The sequence below is a fragment of the Paraglaciecola sp. genome (genome assembly GCF_039942875.1).
Taxonomy (GTDB): domain Bacteria; phylum Pseudomonadota; class Gammaproteobacteria; order Enterobacterales; family Alteromonadaceae; genus Paraglaciecola.
Genome location: NZ_JBDVBQ010000024.1, coordinates 80,148 through 97,936, shown reverse-complemented (window position 1 = coordinate 97,936; position 17,789 = coordinate 80,148). Strand labels below are relative to the sequence as shown.

Annotated in this window: 19 protein-coding genes; 4 read left to right on the top strand and 15 right to left on the bottom strand. The window is 38.1% G+C overall.

Annotated elements, in window-relative coordinates; all coding sequences use genetic code 11:
* Positions 1–5: 5 nt before the first annotated feature.
* From ABJE44_RS06920 to ABJE44_RS06900, 5 genes are all read right to left on the bottom strand, one after another.
* Entirely contained in the window at positions 6–1,577 is a 1,572-nt protein-coding gene (locus tag ABJE44_RS06920) for an iron ABC transporter permease (protein WP_348112574.1), read from the bottom strand.
* Between the two features lie 109 nt (positions 1,578–1,686).
* The gene (locus tag ABJE44_RS06915; protein WP_348112326.1) at positions 1,687–2,700 is read right to left on the bottom strand and encodes an extracellular solute-binding protein; all 1,014 of its coding nucleotides are present in this window, start codon (positions 2,698–2,700) and stop codon (positions 1,687–1,689) included.
* 80 nt (positions 2,701–2,780) lie between these two features.
* Complete coding sequence (locus ABJE44_RS06910; protein ID WP_348112573.1) at positions 2,781–3,161, bottom strand: GNAT family N-acetyltransferase; 381 nt, start codon at positions 3,159–3,161, stop codon at positions 2,781–2,783.
* 79 nt (positions 3,162–3,240) lie between these two features.
* The gene (locus tag ABJE44_RS06905; protein WP_348112325.1) at positions 3,241–4,887 is read right to left on the bottom strand and encodes a fused response regulator/phosphatase; all 1,647 of its coding nucleotides are present in this window, start codon (positions 4,885–4,887) and stop codon (positions 3,241–3,243) included.
* 6 nt (positions 4,888–4,893) lie between these two features.
* Positions 4,894–5,199: an STAS domain-containing protein gene (locus ABJE44_RS06900; protein ID WP_348112324.1), complete on the bottom strand. Its 306-nt coding sequence runs from the start codon at positions 5,197–5,199 to the stop codon at positions 4,894–4,896.
* Positions 5,200–5,326: 127 nt separating this feature from the next.
* On the opposite strand from ABJE44_RS06900, the gene yciH reads away from it, so the two are divergent.
* The 3 genes from yciH to pheA all read left to right on the top strand — a co-directional run bounded on the left by yciH (position 5,327) and on the right by pheA (position 7,886).
* Positions 5,327–5,647 (top strand): stress response translation initiation inhibitor YciH, encoded by a 321-nt coding sequence (gene yciH / locus ABJE44_RS06895; RefSeq protein WP_348112323.1) that lies wholly within the window; start codon positions 5,327–5,329, stop codon positions 5,645–5,647.
* Between the two features lie 22 nt (positions 5,648–5,669).
* Positions 5,670–6,470: a response regulator gene (locus ABJE44_RS06890; RefSeq protein WP_133470310.1), complete on the top strand. Its 801-nt coding sequence runs from the start codon at positions 5,670–5,672 to the stop codon at positions 6,468–6,470.
* A 234-nt stretch (positions 6,471–6,704) separates the two neighbouring features.
* Positions 6,705–7,886, top strand: coding sequence for a prephenate dehydratase (pheA, locus tag ABJE44_RS06885; protein WP_133470309.1), 1,182 nt, complete (start codon positions 6,705–6,707; stop codon positions 7,884–7,886).
* Positions 7,887–7,998: 112 nt separating this feature from the next.
* Here pheA and ABJE44_RS06880 read toward each other — a convergent pair whose 3' ends face one another.
* The 9 genes from ABJE44_RS06880 to rpsP all read right to left on the bottom strand — a co-directional run bounded on the left by ABJE44_RS06880 (position 7,999) and on the right by rpsP (position 16,440).
* Positions 7,999–10,320 (bottom strand): methyl-accepting chemotaxis protein, encoded by a 2,322-nt coding sequence (locus ABJE44_RS06880; protein WP_348112322.1) that lies wholly within the window; start codon positions 10,318–10,320, stop codon positions 7,999–8,001.
* A gap of 88 nt (positions 10,321–10,408) precedes the next feature.
* The gene (gene tyrA / locus ABJE44_RS06875; RefSeq protein ID WP_348112321.1) at positions 10,409–11,551 is read right to left on the bottom strand and encodes a bifunctional chorismate mutase/prephenate dehydrogenase; all 1,143 of its coding nucleotides are present in this window, start codon (positions 11,549–11,551) and stop codon (positions 10,409–10,411) included.
* Between the two features lie 13 nt (positions 11,552–11,564).
* Positions 11,565–12,653: a 3-deoxy-7-phosphoheptulonate synthase gene (locus ABJE44_RS06870; protein WP_348112320.1), complete on the bottom strand. Its 1,089-nt coding sequence runs from the start codon at positions 12,651–12,653 to the stop codon at positions 11,565–11,567.
* Between the two features lie 223 nt (positions 12,654–12,876).
* Positions 12,877–13,434, bottom strand: coding sequence for a sugar O-acetyltransferase (locus tag ABJE44_RS06865; RefSeq protein WP_348112319.1), 558 nt, complete (start codon positions 13,432–13,434; stop codon positions 12,877–12,879).
* A 21-nt stretch (positions 13,435–13,455) separates the two neighbouring features.
* Entirely contained in the window at positions 13,456–14,367 is a 912-nt protein-coding gene (gene rlmF, locus ABJE44_RS06860) for a 23S rRNA (adenine(1618)-N(6))-methyltransferase RlmF (protein WP_348112318.1), read from the bottom strand.
* 93 nt (positions 14,368–14,460) lie between these two features.
* On the bottom strand, positions 14,461–14,820 hold the full coding sequence (gene rplS / locus ABJE44_RS06855; RefSeq protein WP_133470472.1) for a 50S ribosomal protein L19: 360 nt from the start codon (positions 14,818–14,820) through the stop codon (positions 14,461–14,463).
* Positions 14,821–14,839: 19 nt separating this feature from the next.
* Positions 14,840–15,619, bottom strand: coding sequence for a tRNA (guanosine(37)-N1)-methyltransferase TrmD (trmD, locus tag ABJE44_RS06850; protein WP_348112317.1), 780 nt, complete (start codon positions 15,617–15,619; stop codon positions 14,840–14,842).
* The gene (rimM, locus tag ABJE44_RS06845; protein ID WP_348112316.1) at positions 15,619–16,161 is read right to left on the bottom strand and encodes a ribosome maturation factor RimM; all 543 of its coding nucleotides are present in this window, start codon (positions 16,159–16,161) and stop codon (positions 15,619–15,621) included. Before rimM ends, trmD begins: the two co-directional genes overlap by 1 nt.
* Positions 16,162–16,188: 27 nt before the next feature.
* Positions 16,189–16,440, bottom strand: a complete 252-nt coding sequence (rpsP, locus tag ABJE44_RS06840) for a 30S ribosomal protein S16 (protein WP_133470301.1) — start codon at positions 16,438–16,440, stop codon at positions 16,189–16,191.
* 294 nt (positions 16,441–16,734) lie between these two features.
* On the opposite strand from rpsP, the gene ABJE44_RS06835 reads away from it, so the two are divergent.
* Positions 16,735–17,226, top strand: coding sequence for a SprT family zinc-dependent metalloprotease (locus tag ABJE44_RS06835; RefSeq protein WP_348112315.1), 492 nt, complete (start codon positions 16,735–16,737; stop codon positions 17,224–17,226).
* A gap of 15 nt (positions 17,227–17,241) precedes the next feature.
* Here the strand turns inward: ABJE44_RS06835 and yfbV are convergent, their stop codons facing one another.
* Complete coding sequence (gene yfbV, locus ABJE44_RS06830) at positions 17,242–17,688, bottom strand: terminus macrodomain insulation protein YfbV (RefSeq protein WP_348112314.1); 447 nt, start codon at positions 17,686–17,688, stop codon at positions 17,242–17,244.
* Between the last annotated feature and the right edge of the window lie 101 nt (positions 17,689–17,789).

The window sequence follows — 17,789 nt, the reverse complement described above, 5'->3', positions numbered from 1 at the left end:
ATAGTTTAAGCATGGACGGGATTATCAATAATTTTTGTTAACAAAATGACCGGCAAAATACCCACTATAACAATCGCTAAAGCTGGCAACGCGGCATCAGCCAAGCGTTCATCCGATGCAAGCTCAAACGTTTTTATAGATAAGGTATTAAAGTTAAATGGTCTTAAAATTAAAGTAGCTGGTAACTCTTTAAGTACATCAACAAAAACTAACAATAATGCACTTAGCACACTAGTTTTGAGTAAGGGGATATGTATAGTTTTAAGAATAAGTATTGGTTTATAACCTAAAGATCGAGCTGCATCATCCATACTAGGCTTTATTCTAGCCAAACCGGTATCAATATTATGTAAGGCTACGGCCAAAAAGCGGCTACTGTATACCAATATTAAAGAAAACAGGGACCCTGAAAGCACCAAACCAACACTTGTGTTAAACAAGCTTTCTGTCACCTCATTTAATCGTAAATCTAGCCAACTTAATGAAATTAATGCGCCTATTGCGATCACGGTACCTGGTACGGCATATCCTAAACTTACCATTCCAACTAATACCTGAATAAACCTAAATTGATTTAGCCTTTTTCCATAACCAAATAATAGTGCTATCGATACTGCTACCATTGAGGCAATAGCGGCTAAGATAAAGCTATTCCAAGCTAATTTTAAAAAACTTGGGGTAAACTGCTCATGGAAAGTATCTATTGCCCAGTTCATAAGCTGAACAAAGGGTAATAAAAACCCTAGTATCACTGGGATAAAACATAAAACAAAAACTACAAAACCCGCTCCATTATTTAGCTTAACTCTTTGTTTAGACTTGGCCACTTGACCTTGGAAATAATATTTAACCTTACGTCGAGAAAAGTATTCTACAAACAAAAGTAAAATCACAAAGCCAGTTAACATTGCCGCTAATTGGGCCGCAGCCATACCATTATTTAAGCCAAACCAGGTTCGAAATATCCCTGTTGTAAAAGTGCTAACCCCAAAATATTGAACCGTACCATAATCCGCAAATGCTTCCATCATTGCAAGAGCAGTCCCCATAAGTATAGCCGGCCTAGCCAAAGGCAAAGCGACTTTAAACCAATAACCAAATGAAGACTCCCCCAAGCTTTTTGCTGTTTCTTCTAGGCTCCTAGGTTGTTCATTGAATGCCGTTCTAGCTAGCAAATAGACATATGGATACAAAACTAAAGCTAACATTAATATAGCTCCAGTTAAGGAACGTATTTCTGGGAAATAGTAATCGCCATACTCCCAATTAAACTGACTTCGCAACCAAGATTGAGCGGGCCCAGCAAAATCAAGCATTCCTGTATATGTATAAGCGATAATGTAAGCAGGCATGGACATTGGCAATAGCACTAGCCATTGCAGATGTTTACGCCCAACAAAATCATAGCGAGAAATACACCATGCCAATGGCGTCCCAATCAGAATAACCAAAGCCCCAACGCCAAATGCTAGGCAAAGTGAATTAAATACGTAATCACTCAGAACGGTATTAAAAAGATGTTGCCAGACTTCGAATTGAGGGTAAATAAAACTAGCAAATACCAAACCAGTTGGCATTGCAAGAATTAAGCTACTAAATCCGATCCCCCAAATCCAAGGACTACTCCACTGAAATTGACTCACAAAATAACAAAAGTTGGTATGGCGTCGTAAAAATGAATAATGCTTATTTCCACCCAGCACGATCCATAATTTTCACGGCTTCAGTATTCAACTCCCCTAATTGAGTCATAGGTACTTGTTCCATTTTAAAATCACCAAAATTTTTCAATACGTCACTCCATGTTACATTTGGCAATATTGGATACTCATGATTAGTCATGGCGTACCACTGCTGAGACTGAGCACTTAGCAAAAAGTCAACTAACTTTGAAGCAGCCTTGGCATTAGGGGCATATTTCGCTAACGCTACACCAGAAATATTAATATGTGCACCTCGGTCACTCTGATTTGGCCACACAACTTCGACTTTTTGAGCCTGCGCCTTTGTGGCTTCATCATTGGAAGTCAACATTCCAGCTAAGTAATAAGTATTAGCAATAGCTAGGTCACATTGACCAGCAGCTACAGCTTTAATTTGGTCCCTATCGCCACCTTGAGGCGGTCGAGCAAAGTTTTTAACGAATTGATCGACCCAAGCTTGGGTTTGCTCTTCACCCAACTGACTAATTAGTGATGCAACCATAGACTGGTTATAGATATTGTTTGAACTACGAATACATATGCGCCCTTTCCATTCAGGCTTAATAAGATCTTCAATACTTTTAATTGCACTGGCATCAACCCTTTCAGTAGAAACCATAATAGGTCTAGCTCGTAAAGATAAGCCTACCCAATGTCCCTGTGTGTCACGAAAATTATTTGGCACAGAGGCAGCAGCATCTGTTGAACTAATGGCCTGAGTTAGCCCTTGTTGCTTAGCTCTATACAAGCGACCAACATCCGTGGTCAATAATAAATCTGCAGGGCTGTATTTACCTTCTTTAGCCAGCCTGGTGATGAGGTTGTCTGCTTTGCCTGTTACTAAATTAACTGAGATACCTGTTTCTTCAGTAAACTTATCTAATAAAGGTTTAATCAAGGCTTCTTTGCGTGCAGAGTATAGATTAACTTGCTCAGCTAAAACGAGTGGCGACAAGATAGACGAAACAACAAAAATACTAGCTATAATTTTTTTCAAGAGATACCTTTAAATTCGCTAAAACTATTTATATCAATAACTTTAATCTAGTTGAGAATCATTCTCAATAAATGATTTAACTATTCTTCAAACATCAAATAATGACTCTCGCTCATTCCGAGAGACTCATAGGTCCTTTGAGCAACTTTATTTTCTTTCTCAACATACAATCTAAAACCACACACCTCTTGTGCTTTGGCAAGTTTCTTTACTTGATTATATAGAGCAGAATATAACCCTTGCCGTCTTGCTTCAGGTATCACATAAACACTTTGTATCCACCAAAAAGTGCTATTACGCCAATCACTCCACTCAGTCGTTACCATAAGACTTGCAACGACTTTCCCGGCTTGTTCTGCGACCAGATAAAACCCCTTGCTTTTATCCTCCAAAAGTGACGCTACACCTTTTGTAAGTGTGGCTTCATCCAGTTTTTTCTGCTCTGTTTCAAAGGCCATCATTTGATTAAATTCAACCAAAGTCGATAAGTCAGTGACCTTCGATACTCTCAATTCAAAACTTGACAATTATTATTCTCCATTAGAGTGTAAACATTACATCCACGGTATTACCGCGATTACTATATTTTACCGACTCACATAACTCTTTTACTAACGAAATACCGCGCCCGTATGCATTTTCAACTGAAGTTACCTCTGTTGTTTTTGCATGATCAAAACCTTTCCCAGAATCCACTATTTGCAAACCCAACTTTTTGTGCTCAGGAAAGTACTCTATGGTGATTTCAATAAATGCATTTTCAAGAGATGCAAGCTTTTGCTCACGTAAACTATAGTATTCTAAAAATCCATCTTCACTTTGTTTAAGGCTAGAGTCTAAATTCAATAGCCCATGTTCCAAAGCATTGTTATACAACTCGCTTAAAATCGTAAACAACTCAGAGTGGATACCAAACAGACCTAATTCATTTGTAACAATATTAACCAATTCAATAATTGGGTCGGAAATTTTCATGTATTCAGGGGGAATTTTACTAGTAACCTTTATTGGTAGCTTAGACTCGTCAGCGACTCTAGTAACTGGCTCTAGCATTTGACTAGTATAAATGACCATAGTGACATCATCTTTTCGCTCTTCCCCATCCAAAAAACAATCAGCTTTAGTTAACAACTCTTTGATATCTATACCTGGTTTCTCGACTAACCAAGTTTCAAAACCAGACTCCCCTAACATCTCACCTGAAGGTGTTTGCAACTCGACAATCCCATCACTAAAGCCAATTAATCTTTGTCCATAACTAATTTCGCTACGCTCAACTTCTGATTCAAATTCGTGCACGTCCAAAATACCTAAGGCCATGTGCCTTGACTCATAGCGGTTTATAATATCACCGTTAGTATCTTGTAATAGTAAGGCTGGCATTCCACCATTCCATACGTCTATATGCTTACCAGTGCAGCTCACTTCGACGATTAATGCAGCGAAAAACATTTCATCCGGTAGCAATGTCAGTAATATTTTATTAATTGTTTCTGCCATTTCCATCAATGACAAACCTTTCCTAGACATTGCTTGGAAAGCTTGAGAAACAGGTATTGCGCCGATAGCAGATGCTAATCCATGACCAGTAAAGTCACCAATTAAAAAATAAAACCCTCCTGTAGGACTAGCGCAAGCTAAAAATAAATCACCATTAAAGTCAGTTGCAGGTTCAAGGCAGTGGTCAATATAGTCGGTATAAAACTCATCAGTAGCCAAAGCATTGCTGAATATATGTTCTACTATTTGATGTTCTCGTTCGATAGCATTTTGGTAAAATATTAATTGTTTATTTTGCTCGTTAGCTTTTCTACTTAATTGACGTGTTCTGGCATGAGCACGAATTTTTGCAGACAAAATTACTTTATCAAAAGGTTTAGCAACAAAGTCGTCCCCACCCACTTCTAAACATTTAACTAAAGCAGATTCATCGTCTAATCCAGTAATGAAAATAATAGGGAGATAAATATCACCGGCTTCATGTTTTAATATTTTGGCTACCTCATAGCCGTCCATACCGGGCATGATAACGTCTAATAGAATAAGATCAGGTTGAAACTGCTCTGCCAGCTTAATAGCAGTTACGCCGTCTGCAGCCTCAAGTGTATCCGTATAGCCTTGCTGCTCAAGCATATGCATCAACAGAAACCTATTTAAGGAATCATCATCTACAACTAATATACGCATATTAGATTAACAAATATTGAATTTTTTACTGAACCGAGCAATTCTCAATATTTTAAGGACTTGCGGCCGACAGTTTGTAATTTTGTAACTTGAGACTTGTTTATCGAGGACTTTTTGCATATTCAATAACATCCCTAGCGCCGAACTGTCCATATATTCAGTAACTTGTAAATCAACGACTATGGCGTTTACAGTATCAGTATCGTTTGAATAGGCAGACCTAAACTCCTGAACTAGGCTAAAATCAAACCTTTCGCTCATTATTATAGTTAACTGCTTTTTATCTTCTGAGAACTCACGTTCTAAACTCATATAAAACTCCGTTACTTTTAAAGGCTAAACCCTACAAGGTCATTAAATAATAGTTTTCTAGCTTTTCCTACAATCAATAACATTTTTTTTATAAAATAACTGAAAAACCACATGAGATATTAATTGCATGAGTAATAATAACCTAGTTTATAGTACAGAAACCGGACGAATTTCCGCACAACCCACAAAAAAAACGCCACCAAAAACTGACGGGGTAGTACGTATACGCAGAGAAACAAAAGGTAGAAAAGGAAAAGGAGTAACTACAATTAGTGGATTACCGCTATCCACAGAAGAAATTAAAGCCCTGTGTACTACATTAAAAAAAATGTGTGGCACTGGAGGAGCGGTAAAAGAAGGGGTTATTGAAATTCAAGGAGATAATAGGGATAAAATAAAGACAAGCCTTGAACAACTAGGTCATAATGTAAAGCTAGCAGGCGGTTAACCTATAATTAATTGGAGTATCAATGTATAACATATCTTTATCAGAGGTCAGTATAATTCTAGTAGAGCCTTCAGATACACAACGAAAAATAATCACCAAGCAATTGGCAGCGGCAGATATTCTGCAAGTAGAAGCTGTTAGTTGTGTTAAGGAAGCAATGGAAGCAGTCTCTAAACACGGTGCAGACTTAGTAGTTAGTGCAATGTACTTCGAAGATGGCTCAGGCTTAGATATTATTAAACAAATCAAAAGTGACGAATCATTAGCATCTATTCCTTTTATGTTGATATCCAGTGAAAATAGAGTTGAAAAGCTTGAAGAGTTTAAACAATCAGGTGTCGCTGCTATTCTTCCGAAGCCATTTACTCCAGAAAATTTATCAAAAGCATTAAACGCATCCCTCGATTTAATCAACTCAGAAGAATTGGATTTAGAGCTGTTTGATATTCACGAGGTACGAGTTCTTCTAGTAGATGATAGTAAACTGGCCAGAAATCACATTTGTCGAGTGCTAAATAGCCTAGGGTTACAAAAAATTGAACAGGCTGAAAACGGAGCTCAAGCTCTAACCTTACTAAAGGACAATACTTTTGACTTAGTGGTAACCGATTATAATATGCCAGAAATGGATGGCCGAGAACTGTCAGAATTTATTCGTTTCAATCCAGATACAGCACATATCCCTATTATCATGGTTACTAGTGAATCTACATCGAGCTTACATATGGCCAATATCCATCAAACAGGTGTAAACGCGTTATGTGATAAACCTTTTGAGGTAAATGAGGTTCGCTCAATGTTGGCTTCTTTATTAAATAATTAATGCTAAGTGTTAACTACATTTTGATGATTTGAGCGTTATTCTCAAATCATCAAAAAACACAAAATTAACCTTAAGTAAAAGATTGACTTATATTAGATAAATTTTTAAATTTATGGGAAATATCTCTATCTCCACTCCATAAAACAACGTTATTTGTCATCTACATCGAAGAGTCTAGTAGCAAGATGATTAGCCTGAACAGGGGTTATTTTTCGAAATAAACAAGTGAGCACTATGCCATCATCAGAATTAGAAGAACTTAGAATCAAAATCACTGAACTTGACACCCAATTGTTAACTTTTTTGGCAACGCGTCAAAAATATACTAACCAAGTTGCAGAAACAAAAATTAAAAACCATATCCCGGTACGAGATCAAAAACGGGAAGAACAGCTTTTGATTAGACTAATAAAAGAAGGCAAAAAAAATGGACTGGATGCTCACTATGTGACCCAGCTTTTCCATGTAATCATTGAAGATTCAGTTTTAAATCAGCAAGCCTTATTAGCCGCAAGAGCCAACCCAGGAAGTACACTTCCTTTAAACAGAGTTGCATTCTTGGGCGATAAAGGTTCATACAGTTATTTAGCAACACAAAAATATTTTTCTAGACGACCAGGTGAGCTATTAGAGATTGGTTGCCACAGTTTTTCTGAGATCATTTCCAAAGTAGAAACTAACGAAGCTGATTATGCTGTACTTCCAATAGAAAACACTTCATCAGGCAGTATCAATGAAGTATACGACCAATTACAACATACCAATTTATCTATTATTGGTGAGCTCACACACCCTATAAACCATGCGTTATTGGTGTCTACCGATACTGATATAAGTAACATAAAAACCCTTTATGCGCACCCACAGGTTTTCGCGCAATGTAGCCACTTTTTGGCAGAACTGGGCAATGTTGAAGTAAAACCTTGTGACAGCACTTCTGCAGCTATGTTAAGAGTGGCGGAACTTAAGTCAGAAAATGCGGCCGCTATGGGGAGTGAAACCGGGGGAAGATTATATGGGTTACATGCAATTCAGTCCAACCTTGCCAACCAAAAAGAAAACCACAGTAGATTTTTTGTAGTCGCTAGAAAAAGTGTCAATGTACCATTACAAGTACCAGCGAAAACAACCTTAGTTATGTCTACCGTACAAAAGCCAGGCTCATTAGTAGAAGCGCTTATGGTACTGCGAGATAACAATATCAATATGACTAAGCTGGAATCAAGACCAATTACAGGCAATCCTTGGGAAGAGATGTTTTATCTAGATGTTGAAGGTAATATACAGGATGGCCCAATGCAAAGTGTATTGGAAACCTTGCAGTCAATGACGCGTTATTTCAAAGTATTAGGGTGTTACCCTAGCGAAGAAGTAAGCCCTACAAAGGTCGCAGCAGTTACAGCATTGGCTGAGTAATAACTTATTGTAACTACAACTTTGCAAATCAAAATGTGTTAATAAAAAAGCCAGCAAAAAATGCTGGCTTAAAAACCGTCAACCTGTTCTAGGGCGGCACAAATTATAAAGTTTAAACTTTAAATCTAGCGACCAACTCTCTAGTTTGCTCAGCAATTTGGGCTAGGCTTTGCGCAGCTTCACTTGTCTGTTCAGAACCTGATTCAACATCTTTAGCCAGTTCACTGATACTTTCAACACTTTGAACGACTGATGCAGAAGCATGAGACTGCTCTTCAGTGGCAGTGGCAACCGTATCAGTTAGTTGCAATACCTGTTTAAGGTTTTCTGATAACTCATCTAATGCGATTGTTACCAAATCAACTAAGTGTATGCCTCCACTCGCAGCTTCAGTTGCTCGCTCCATTGAATTTACTGACTTATTAGCAGACTGATTCATCACTTCGACCAAATTAGATATTTCAATCGTACTTTCTCGAGAACGTGTAGCCAATGCCCTTACTTCATCAGCGACCACTGAAAATCCGCGCCCAGCCTCTCCTGCCCGGGCAGCTTCAATAGCAGCGTTTAGAGCTAACAAGTTAGTTTGGTCTGCAATACTAGTAATCACATTTAATACTGTAGTTATCTGATTAACTTCATCTTTTAGGTTGAAAATAACGGAACTTGAGTCGTCAATTAGTTGTACCAATAACTTAATATTGTCGGCAGCTAAATCAGCTCTTTCCATATTTTCATGTAAACTAGATTGCGCATCAATACTTTGTTGACTTGTCTTGAGGGTAGACTTACTTACATCTGAAACGGCCTCACTGAGCTGCTTCATGGCGGTTGAAACCATATGAGTTTGGTCTCGCTGGTGTTGTGTTTTATCCGAACTTTCTGATGTTATAACAGTTAGCTCTTGAGAGGCAGAAGAAAGACTATCAGCATCAATTTTAATCTGCGCAATAATATCTCTAATTTGTCGAACAAACGTGTTAAAACCATCTGAAATTCTATCCACTTCAGGAATGCCCGAAGCCTTAAGCTGAATAGTTAAATCTCCTTCACCCGCTGATAACTCTTCACAAGTACTCCCCAGCTCTTCTAACGGTTTAATTAACCTAGATGCGAACCAAAGTATAACCAATATTGATAAGCCTAAAATTACTACACTCTCGATTAAAGTAGATGTAATTAAATGACTCTTAACGATTGGAATCGACTCTAACGCTTCTTCCACTTCCATTTCAGCCAAAAGTGCAAAGTTAAATTCTCCAATTTTTATTGGTGAGTAATATGAAAATACTTCAACATCATGATAATCAATCATTCTATCGAATCCGCGCTCACCAGCTAAGGCCCTTTGAGATGCTTCAGATTCTGCTGGCTGTAAACCTACTGACGTGCCTTTTGCTTCCATTTCTTTAGCAACGCTAGGAGATGTTTTCTTCAGCTTATCTATGTAGTACTTTTGGTTTTCAACAAAGGACCTACTTTCACTTAATAAGTAGCCTTCTTTATTCAGTAGATATGTCTCCCCCGTTTTACCAAATCCATTTTTTTCCCAACTTTCATGGTGAGTCAAGACACCATTAATTTTGTCCAGAGGCATTTGAAAAATTAACACTGCGATAGGTTTACCATCAGAGAATATTGGTGTGGAAGCAAAACCAGCAATGGCATCATAAGATGGCCTGTACTTTTTAAGATCACTATAAAAAACCTGACCTGGCTCTGTCGCTTTTACAGCTTTGTCAAATACATATCCAATCCCAGAATTTGCATATGGTCCATTTTTAATACTCGTTCCATAATCAAGTTCTTTAAAAACACTGTATACAATATTACCGTTATTGATATCAGCTATAAAAATATCGTAGTAGCCAAATTCTTGTAAAAAGTTATGTAGGTCAGGATGATATTTACTATGTGCTTGACTATAAGCCGAGCTATTACCTAGGTTGGTTAACCCATCCTTTTCTCCTAAAGGAAAGGATGATGCAGCGATAAAATCATATTGTAATGCTAAAGCGTTTTTATTCAGTTCACTTAGCGAACCAGCAGCATTAATAATTGGATTAAAATTGCTGTTATTAAATTGCGTAGTAAAATCAGATAAATAATAATTTGATAACTCCTCAAACTGAACACTATTAATCTCCCCCCTCTCTAAAGTATATTGATTATAAGCAGGGATAAAGGCTTCTGTGGCTTCAACTAAAGAAAGGTTAAAAGCCTTAGTTTTAATTTGTGAAGTAATAAAATCGAAATATTCATCAAGCGCCTCAACTGTTTGCACATTTTGTGAGGTCAACCGGTTCTTAGCAGAATCAGTTAATGCTATGTTAGCTTCTCGCACCGCTACATTGACCGAAATAACCCCCATCAACACGATAGAGCATAATACTAATGAGATTGTGGCTAATAATAATCGTAACTTTAGAGACATCAGGTCTCCCCCTTGAAGGTAATGTGCGCTAACACTATTAAAAACAACTTTTATACTGAAAGATAGTTATGAAAATAAGTTTTAAAGTTTAGCAGTTTTCAATTAATGTACGACCATCGTCAGCTTTTAATAGAAACTGTTTGCTATCAATAAGGCTTTGTTTTGCATAGTCACCAAACCAAGAGCTTACTTTAGTAAATTGTTGAATGAACTTTTCTTTATCACTGTTTTCTACTAAAGCTAAAGCTTGATTAAATTTCAAGCTAAATTCTGTCAGCATGGCGACACTGTCTTTATTATCAAAAATTATATCGGCATATAATGCAGGAGCTTGAGCAAATAATCTCCCAACCATGGCTAACTCTAGTCTATATATTGGTGAGCTCAAAGAAATTAATTTTTGCAAATCTGGATTTTCTCCGGCTAAGTGAGAACCAAATACAAAACTACAAAAGTGTCGCATCACCTGTATAAAAACCATGGCATCATCATGCTCTTTAGCGTCACACTGTTGTAATACCCCCCCCCAATTTCTAACTTGTTGCAATAACCACTCATACTGCTTTGACTCTCTTCCGTGACACACTACTACGACTTGTTTAACCAAACTTGGTACATCAGGGCCAAACATTGGATGCAGCCCAACCACAGGGCCTTGATGCACATTTAACATAGCGTTTAAGGGCTTCTGCTTTGTACTAGTAATATCAGCCAAAATACAATTTTCAGGCAGGTTTGTTAAACGAGCTATAACACTTTCAGTTAATTTAATGGGAACAGCCACGAGAACTAAGCCAGCATTTTCTAAAATAGTATCAGACCTGTCCCAATCACTATGCTCTAAGACTGCGACCTTATAACCACTGCGTTCAAATAAATCTACGAATATCCGACCTAATGCACCAGCCCCACCTACAACAACCACTTTTCTGATGCCAGGGTTGGTACATAAAAACTCTGCGCTTTGAGTATGGTAGGACTCCCGCATGATGCGACGCATTAAATCTTCAATTAAGACAGGAGAAATCCCCTGTCTTTCAGCTTCACTTTTACGGTTAGTAATGATTTGGGCTTCTGCTTCAGCTACATAAATTGGGGAGCCAGCTTTACTTTTATGCTCGCCAATCTTTGTAGTAATTTCAGCTCGTTTCGCCAAAAGCTCAATAAGCTGTTTATCTATTACTTCTATATTTTCATTTAATTCATCTATCTGACTTGGTAACTCTGGCATACATGTCCTACTGCTAAGTGTTGTTCACTTTATTTAAACGCATAGGTAGTACTGTAATCAATTTATCTCGCATATGGTTAATTAATTCTTCTGTTGTTGGCCAATTAATGCATCCATCTGTAATAGATACACCATAATCGAGCTCTTTAGGGGTCTTACCATTGCTACTTTGGTTACCATGATTTAAATGACTCTCAAGCATGATTCCTAAAATAGATCGGTTACCCTCTAGAATTTGATTAACTACATTCTGAGCGACTAATGGTTGTCGCTTAAAATCTTTACTAGAGTTTGCATGGCTGCAGTCAACTACAAGAGCTGCATCTAAATTTGCATCCGCAAGCTCTTGCTCACAATCAGCTACACATACTGAATCATAATTAGGTTGCTTACCACCTCGCAAAATAACATGTCCATCTGGGTTACCTTGAGTGGTTATAACACTAACTTGGCCGTCCCCATTTATTCCCATAAAGCTATGACCTGATGCCGCTGATTGCAGCGCGTTAATCGCAATCCCTAAACTGCCATCAGTTCCGTTTTTAAAACCTACTGGCATTGATAAGCCACTCGCCATCTCTCTATGGGTTTGTGACTCAGAAGTACGAGCACCAATAGCCGACCAACTGAATAACTCTGCTAGGTATTGAGGGCTAATTGGGTCCAAAGCCTCAGTTGCTACTGGTAGCTCTAACTCAGCTAGCCAAATAAGGAGCTCTCTAGCTTTACGAAGCCCTGCTTCTATATCAAACGTCCCATTGATATGCGGGTCATTAATTAATCCTTTCCAACCTACAGTCGTTCTTGGTTTTTCAAAATACACTCTCATAACTATATACAAGGTATCTTTACAGCTTTCGTGAAGCTCTTTTAGCTTTAACGCATATTCTTTGGCTGCTTCGATATCATGAATTGAGCAAGGTCCACAGATAACCAAAAAGCGATGATCTTCACGATGCAAAATATCACTAATTACTTTTCTTGAAGATTGAATCACTTCTAAAGCAGACTGACTCACGGGAAGCTCATTTTTTAATGCTTGAGGTGTAACTAAAACCTCTTCAGAAGATACGTTTATGTTGTTTATGCTATCTCTTAACATGACTAGGCTCTTTTTAAATATAAATAACGGTAATACTGAGTAACAAAATTTACCAACTCAATACAAATTAATCAGTAGCAAAAACACTGTACACTTATATTTACACAAGAATAAAATTTATTTACTATGAATTATTGACTTTTTAACAGCTATTGAAATCAACAACAAGCTTTAATTGTTAACATCCTTAAAAGTGTCTGTTTTTCAGGCGTTTCTAGTTACTTTATAGTTTTTTAATCAACTTTGCAGGGACACCTGCAACTAGAGAGTTTGCTGTTACATTCTTATTTACAACCGCCCCAGCGGCAATGACAGCGTTATCACCTATTTGCACTCCATCTAAAATCTTTGCCCCCATGCCTATCCAGACATTGTTTCCAATACTGATAGGGCGTGCAATTTCAATTCCTTGCTTTCGTTTCTTAGGATCTAATGGATGGGTGGCAGTAGATATTAAGACCCCTGGACCTATCATTACATCTTCACCAATAGTTACGGTCGCAGCATCTAAAATCACTAAACCATGATTAGCATAAAAATTTCTTCCCGTTGAAATGTTATAACCATAATCACAAAAAAATGTGGGCTCTATCCAAGCTCCTCCACAAACACCAAACAATTGTTTAATTAGCTTACGGCTACCTTTTCGGTCATCTATATCATGGTGATTAAATTGGTGGCATATACGTTTCGCAAACGCCCTTTCCTTCTGTAAATCTTTATTACTTGGAAAATATTCATTGCCCAATAACATTTTTTGCTTTTCGGTTAACTCATCCATTATGTATTTCCTTTAGCTTCCTCAAAAACGCCACGCGATGAAGCGGCTGATTTTTTGACCTTGTGACATATTTATCACCTTACTATCTGCAATAGATGCTTTTTTTAAATTTAACTTAATTTTATTTAGATGTTCTTTTTTCGATACTAAGCAAGTAAACCACTCTATTTGAGTTTTAAATTCAGCACTCTGTTTAATCATACTTTGAATAAACTTTAACTCTCCGCCATCACACCACAACTCATTTGATTGCCCAGCAAAGTTCAACTGTCGAGTGATTGTGTTTTGTGAAAGGGACGAGCCTCGTTTATTACTGTGCTTGTTTAGATTGTAGTTTTTTCGTGCAGATCCTTTAGCTGCTTCTGCTGCGCTTTTATGAAAAGGAGGGTTACACATACAAAACGCATAATGCTCTCCGGGTTGAACAACACCAGAAAAGATATTTGATGGGTTAGATTGTTTACGCACCTCTATATAACTTGTTAAAGAAGAGTTTGAATCAATTATTGCCCTTGCACTTTTAATAGATAACGCATCAATGTCCGCAGCAACCCATTGCCAGTCGTACTCCGAAACGCCTATCATAGGATAAATCAAGTTTGCTCCTGTCCCTATATCCAGTCCTCGAACGGCCTTACCGGTCGGAACTTCATTACCATGACCTTCTGCAAGTAAATCTGCAATATGATGAATATAGTCTGCTCTACCTGGTATCGGCGGACATAAGTAACCTGTTGGTATATCCCAGTTTGGTATTTGATAGTAATGAGCCAATAAAGCGGCATTTAAAGCCTTTACTGCGTCAGGATCTGAAAACTGAATGGTCTGTACACCATCAGTTTTGTTCTTTATAAACTTTTTCAGTCTTGGGTAGGACTCAACAAGTTGTGCCATAGGGTAACCATTTTTATGTAAGTTTCGATTATGGGGCAAAATGAGACCTTTAAGATTAGTAACCTTATTAAAAAGCAAAAACCCGCCAAAAGGCGGGTTTTCTTATAAGTTAACGGTAACGCAAAAATTAAATTAACCTAGCTTCTCTTTAATACGTGCAGAACGACCAGAGCGTTCACGCAAGTAGTAAAGTTTAGCGCGACGAACAGCACCACGACGTTTCACTTCAATAGAACTGATTGCCGGGCTGTGTGTTTGGAATATACGCTCAACACCTTCGCCGTTAGAAATCTTACGAACTGTAAAAGCAGAGTGTAGGCCACGGTTACGTTTAGCGATTACAACGCCTTCGTAAGCCTGAAGACGTTCTTTTTCGCCTTCTTTAACGCGTACTTGCACAACTACTGTGTCACCAGCACCGAATGCTGGAACGTCAGTTTTTAGCTGCGCTTCTTCAATTTTCTTGATGATATCTTGATTTACTTTAGTCATCATATCCTCTCATTCTAGATTAACTGTCATCATGCTGCGGCAAACTTTGTAGAAATACATCTAACAATTTTTGCTGCTCCTCAGTCAGAGCTAGATCGTTTAATAATTCAGGGCGTCGTTGCCAGGTTCTACCTAACGACTGTTGTAACCGCCACTGCCTGATTTTTTCGTGATCACCACTTAACAACACCTTAGGAACCAGCTCACCGTTCAAGTTTTCTGGCCGGGTATAGTGCGGACAATCCAATAAGCCTTGACTAAAAGAGTCTTGCTCAGCAGATTGCTCGTGCCCTAATACACCGGGTACAAACCTTGATACAGCATCCATTAAGATCATCGCCGGTAGTTCGCCGCCACTTAACACGTAATCACCAATCGACCATTCCTCGTCAACTTGTGTTTGTATTACCCGTTCGTCGATACCTTCATATCGACCAGCAACTAGAATCATGCTTTCATTTTCAGAAAGCTGTTTCACTCCAGCTTGATCTAGCTTTTTCCCTTGGGGAGAAAGGTAAATCACTTTTGTTTTTTTTCCTGCAGCTTGTTTAGCTGCCAGAATAGCGTCTGTTAATGGCTGAACCATCATCAGCATACCGGGCCCGCCGCCATATGGTCGGTCGTCAACAGTGCGATGCTTGTCGTGGGTAAAGTCTCTTGGATTAAAACACTCTACTTGCAACAATCCGTTTTTCACGGCTCGCCCTACCACTCCCTGCTGGGTAAACGTTTGAAACATTTCCGGAAACAAACTTATTACACCAAACCAACGACTCGGTTCCCTATTAGGTTCTTGCATTAAAATGCAGGATCCCAATCAACTGTGACCGTTTTCGCCTGCCGATCCACTTGTTTGATCACTTGCTCAATCAAATAAGGGATCATGCGTTCTTTCTGACCAAAAGCGTCATTCAAATTAGCTTTGACTAACATAACGTCATTAGCACCAGTTTCGAATAACTCTTTAATTACACCCAAGTTGTAACCTTTATCAGTAACAACTTGCATGCCGACTAATTCACGCCAATAAACATCGTTGTCATCTAATTGAGGTAGCATTGCTGCTTTAATAGAAATCTCGAGATTTTTGATACTTTCAGCATCATCTCGGGTTTCTACCCCAACTAGTTTGGCAACTAAACCTTTATTGTGGGTTCGCCACTGGTCTACGACATACTCTTTGCCTTCTTGCACTTGACCCAATAGCCAAGGAGTGTAAGCAAATATGCCTTCTAAATCATGGGTATAAGACGTAATTTTGACCCAACCTTTGACACCATACGGTGCGCCGACTTTGCCTATTACTAATGTGTCTACTGACGTATCAGACGCATGACTCATTTCTTACACCCTTTTTTGCAACTGCAATTAAGCAGCTGCTTTTTGTGCATCTTTTACCAAGCGTGCAACACGGTCTGATAAGCCTGCGCCTACCCCAACCCAATGATCAACACGATCAAGATCTAAGCGTAAACGCTCTTCTCTGCCCTGTGCTGTTGGATTGAAAAAACCAATGTTTTCAATAAAACGACCATCGCGTGAACGACGACTGTCTGCAACCACTACTTGATAAAATGGACGCTTTTTAGCGCCACCACGCTGTAAACGAATAGTAACCATATATGCCTCAAACTCGTTGTAGCGTTAACGTTAACTTATTTTACCTTTTTACCTAACCATTATGAGTCAGATAAAAGGCCGCCGTATTGTACGGATTTAGAACTATTATGCAAGAATAAATATAGGTACCTAACTGATTAAATTAATTTACAAAGAATTACGGCTTGGGGAAATACAAAGTATTTCACCCATTAGGCATAGAAACTGGAGCTGTGATATAAAAAACAGTAGGTTACGAGTGAATAATATTTAATAATTGACAGTTAAAGTAATAAAGAAAAATCATTAGCTACCTTGACTACATCAACACAAAATATTGATACTTTAGTAATACAAAAAATCGAGCAATGTTACTTAACGGCTACTGACTATTTTAAACGCTCCTTTGAACGCCCCACTATTCGTTTTAATCAGAGGGGGAAAATTGCAGGTAGTGCTAGGTTACAAACTAATGAGTTGCGTTTTAACCCCGTATTGTTAGAGGATAATCAGGAAACGTTTATAAATGAGGTGATCCCTCATGAAGTCTCCCATCTACTAACCTATTCACTATTTGGTCGAGTTAAACCTCATGGTAAAGAATGGCAATCTATTATGATTGATGTATTCAAGTTACAGCCTAATACACGCCATCAAATGGATATTAGTAAAGTATCTGGTAAAACATTTTTATATCAATGCCAATGTGGCACAGTGGAATTAAGCATTACACGTCACAACAAGGTGGTGAAAGGTAAACAAAATTATATCTGTAGACGTTGCAAAAATACTCTCCAAAAAATTTAGATTAATTAGGAGATTTTAAAACCAACGTTTAGTAGATGTTTTATCTAATTCATCAAAGGCAGTTTTTAAAAGCCTAGCTAGTTCTTTATATTCAGGTTTTGATTTTGGGCTTTGTAAGGCGCACCCCTGCAATTGCATCTTTTGATGAATATCAAAGTACCAGCTATTAAGTGAAGGGGGTAAGCGTTGATTAGACCTATGTCCTAACCAAAATAGGCCCTGCATAGGCAAGGATATAAAGAAAGCTCCCAAGGCTAGCGCTTGTGGCAACCTGTCATATCCTTGCACATTGATTAAGGTAGCAACAGTTAACACTGCTAATGCAGGCATAACCTTAATTGATAATTTAGTTGCAGAAATAACACGACATTCAGGAAACATTGAATACAACTGTTTTTGCATAGGCCAGGTTTGCAAATACTGTTGACCATCTTTGAGCATAGAACTAATTGTGTGAGCCAAAGTAACGCTCCTTATATAGTTGGTAATGCAGTTTAACTAGTTAATTAACGATCTGCTAACACATTCAAGTTATATAGAATGGCATAATGATTATTAGTCCT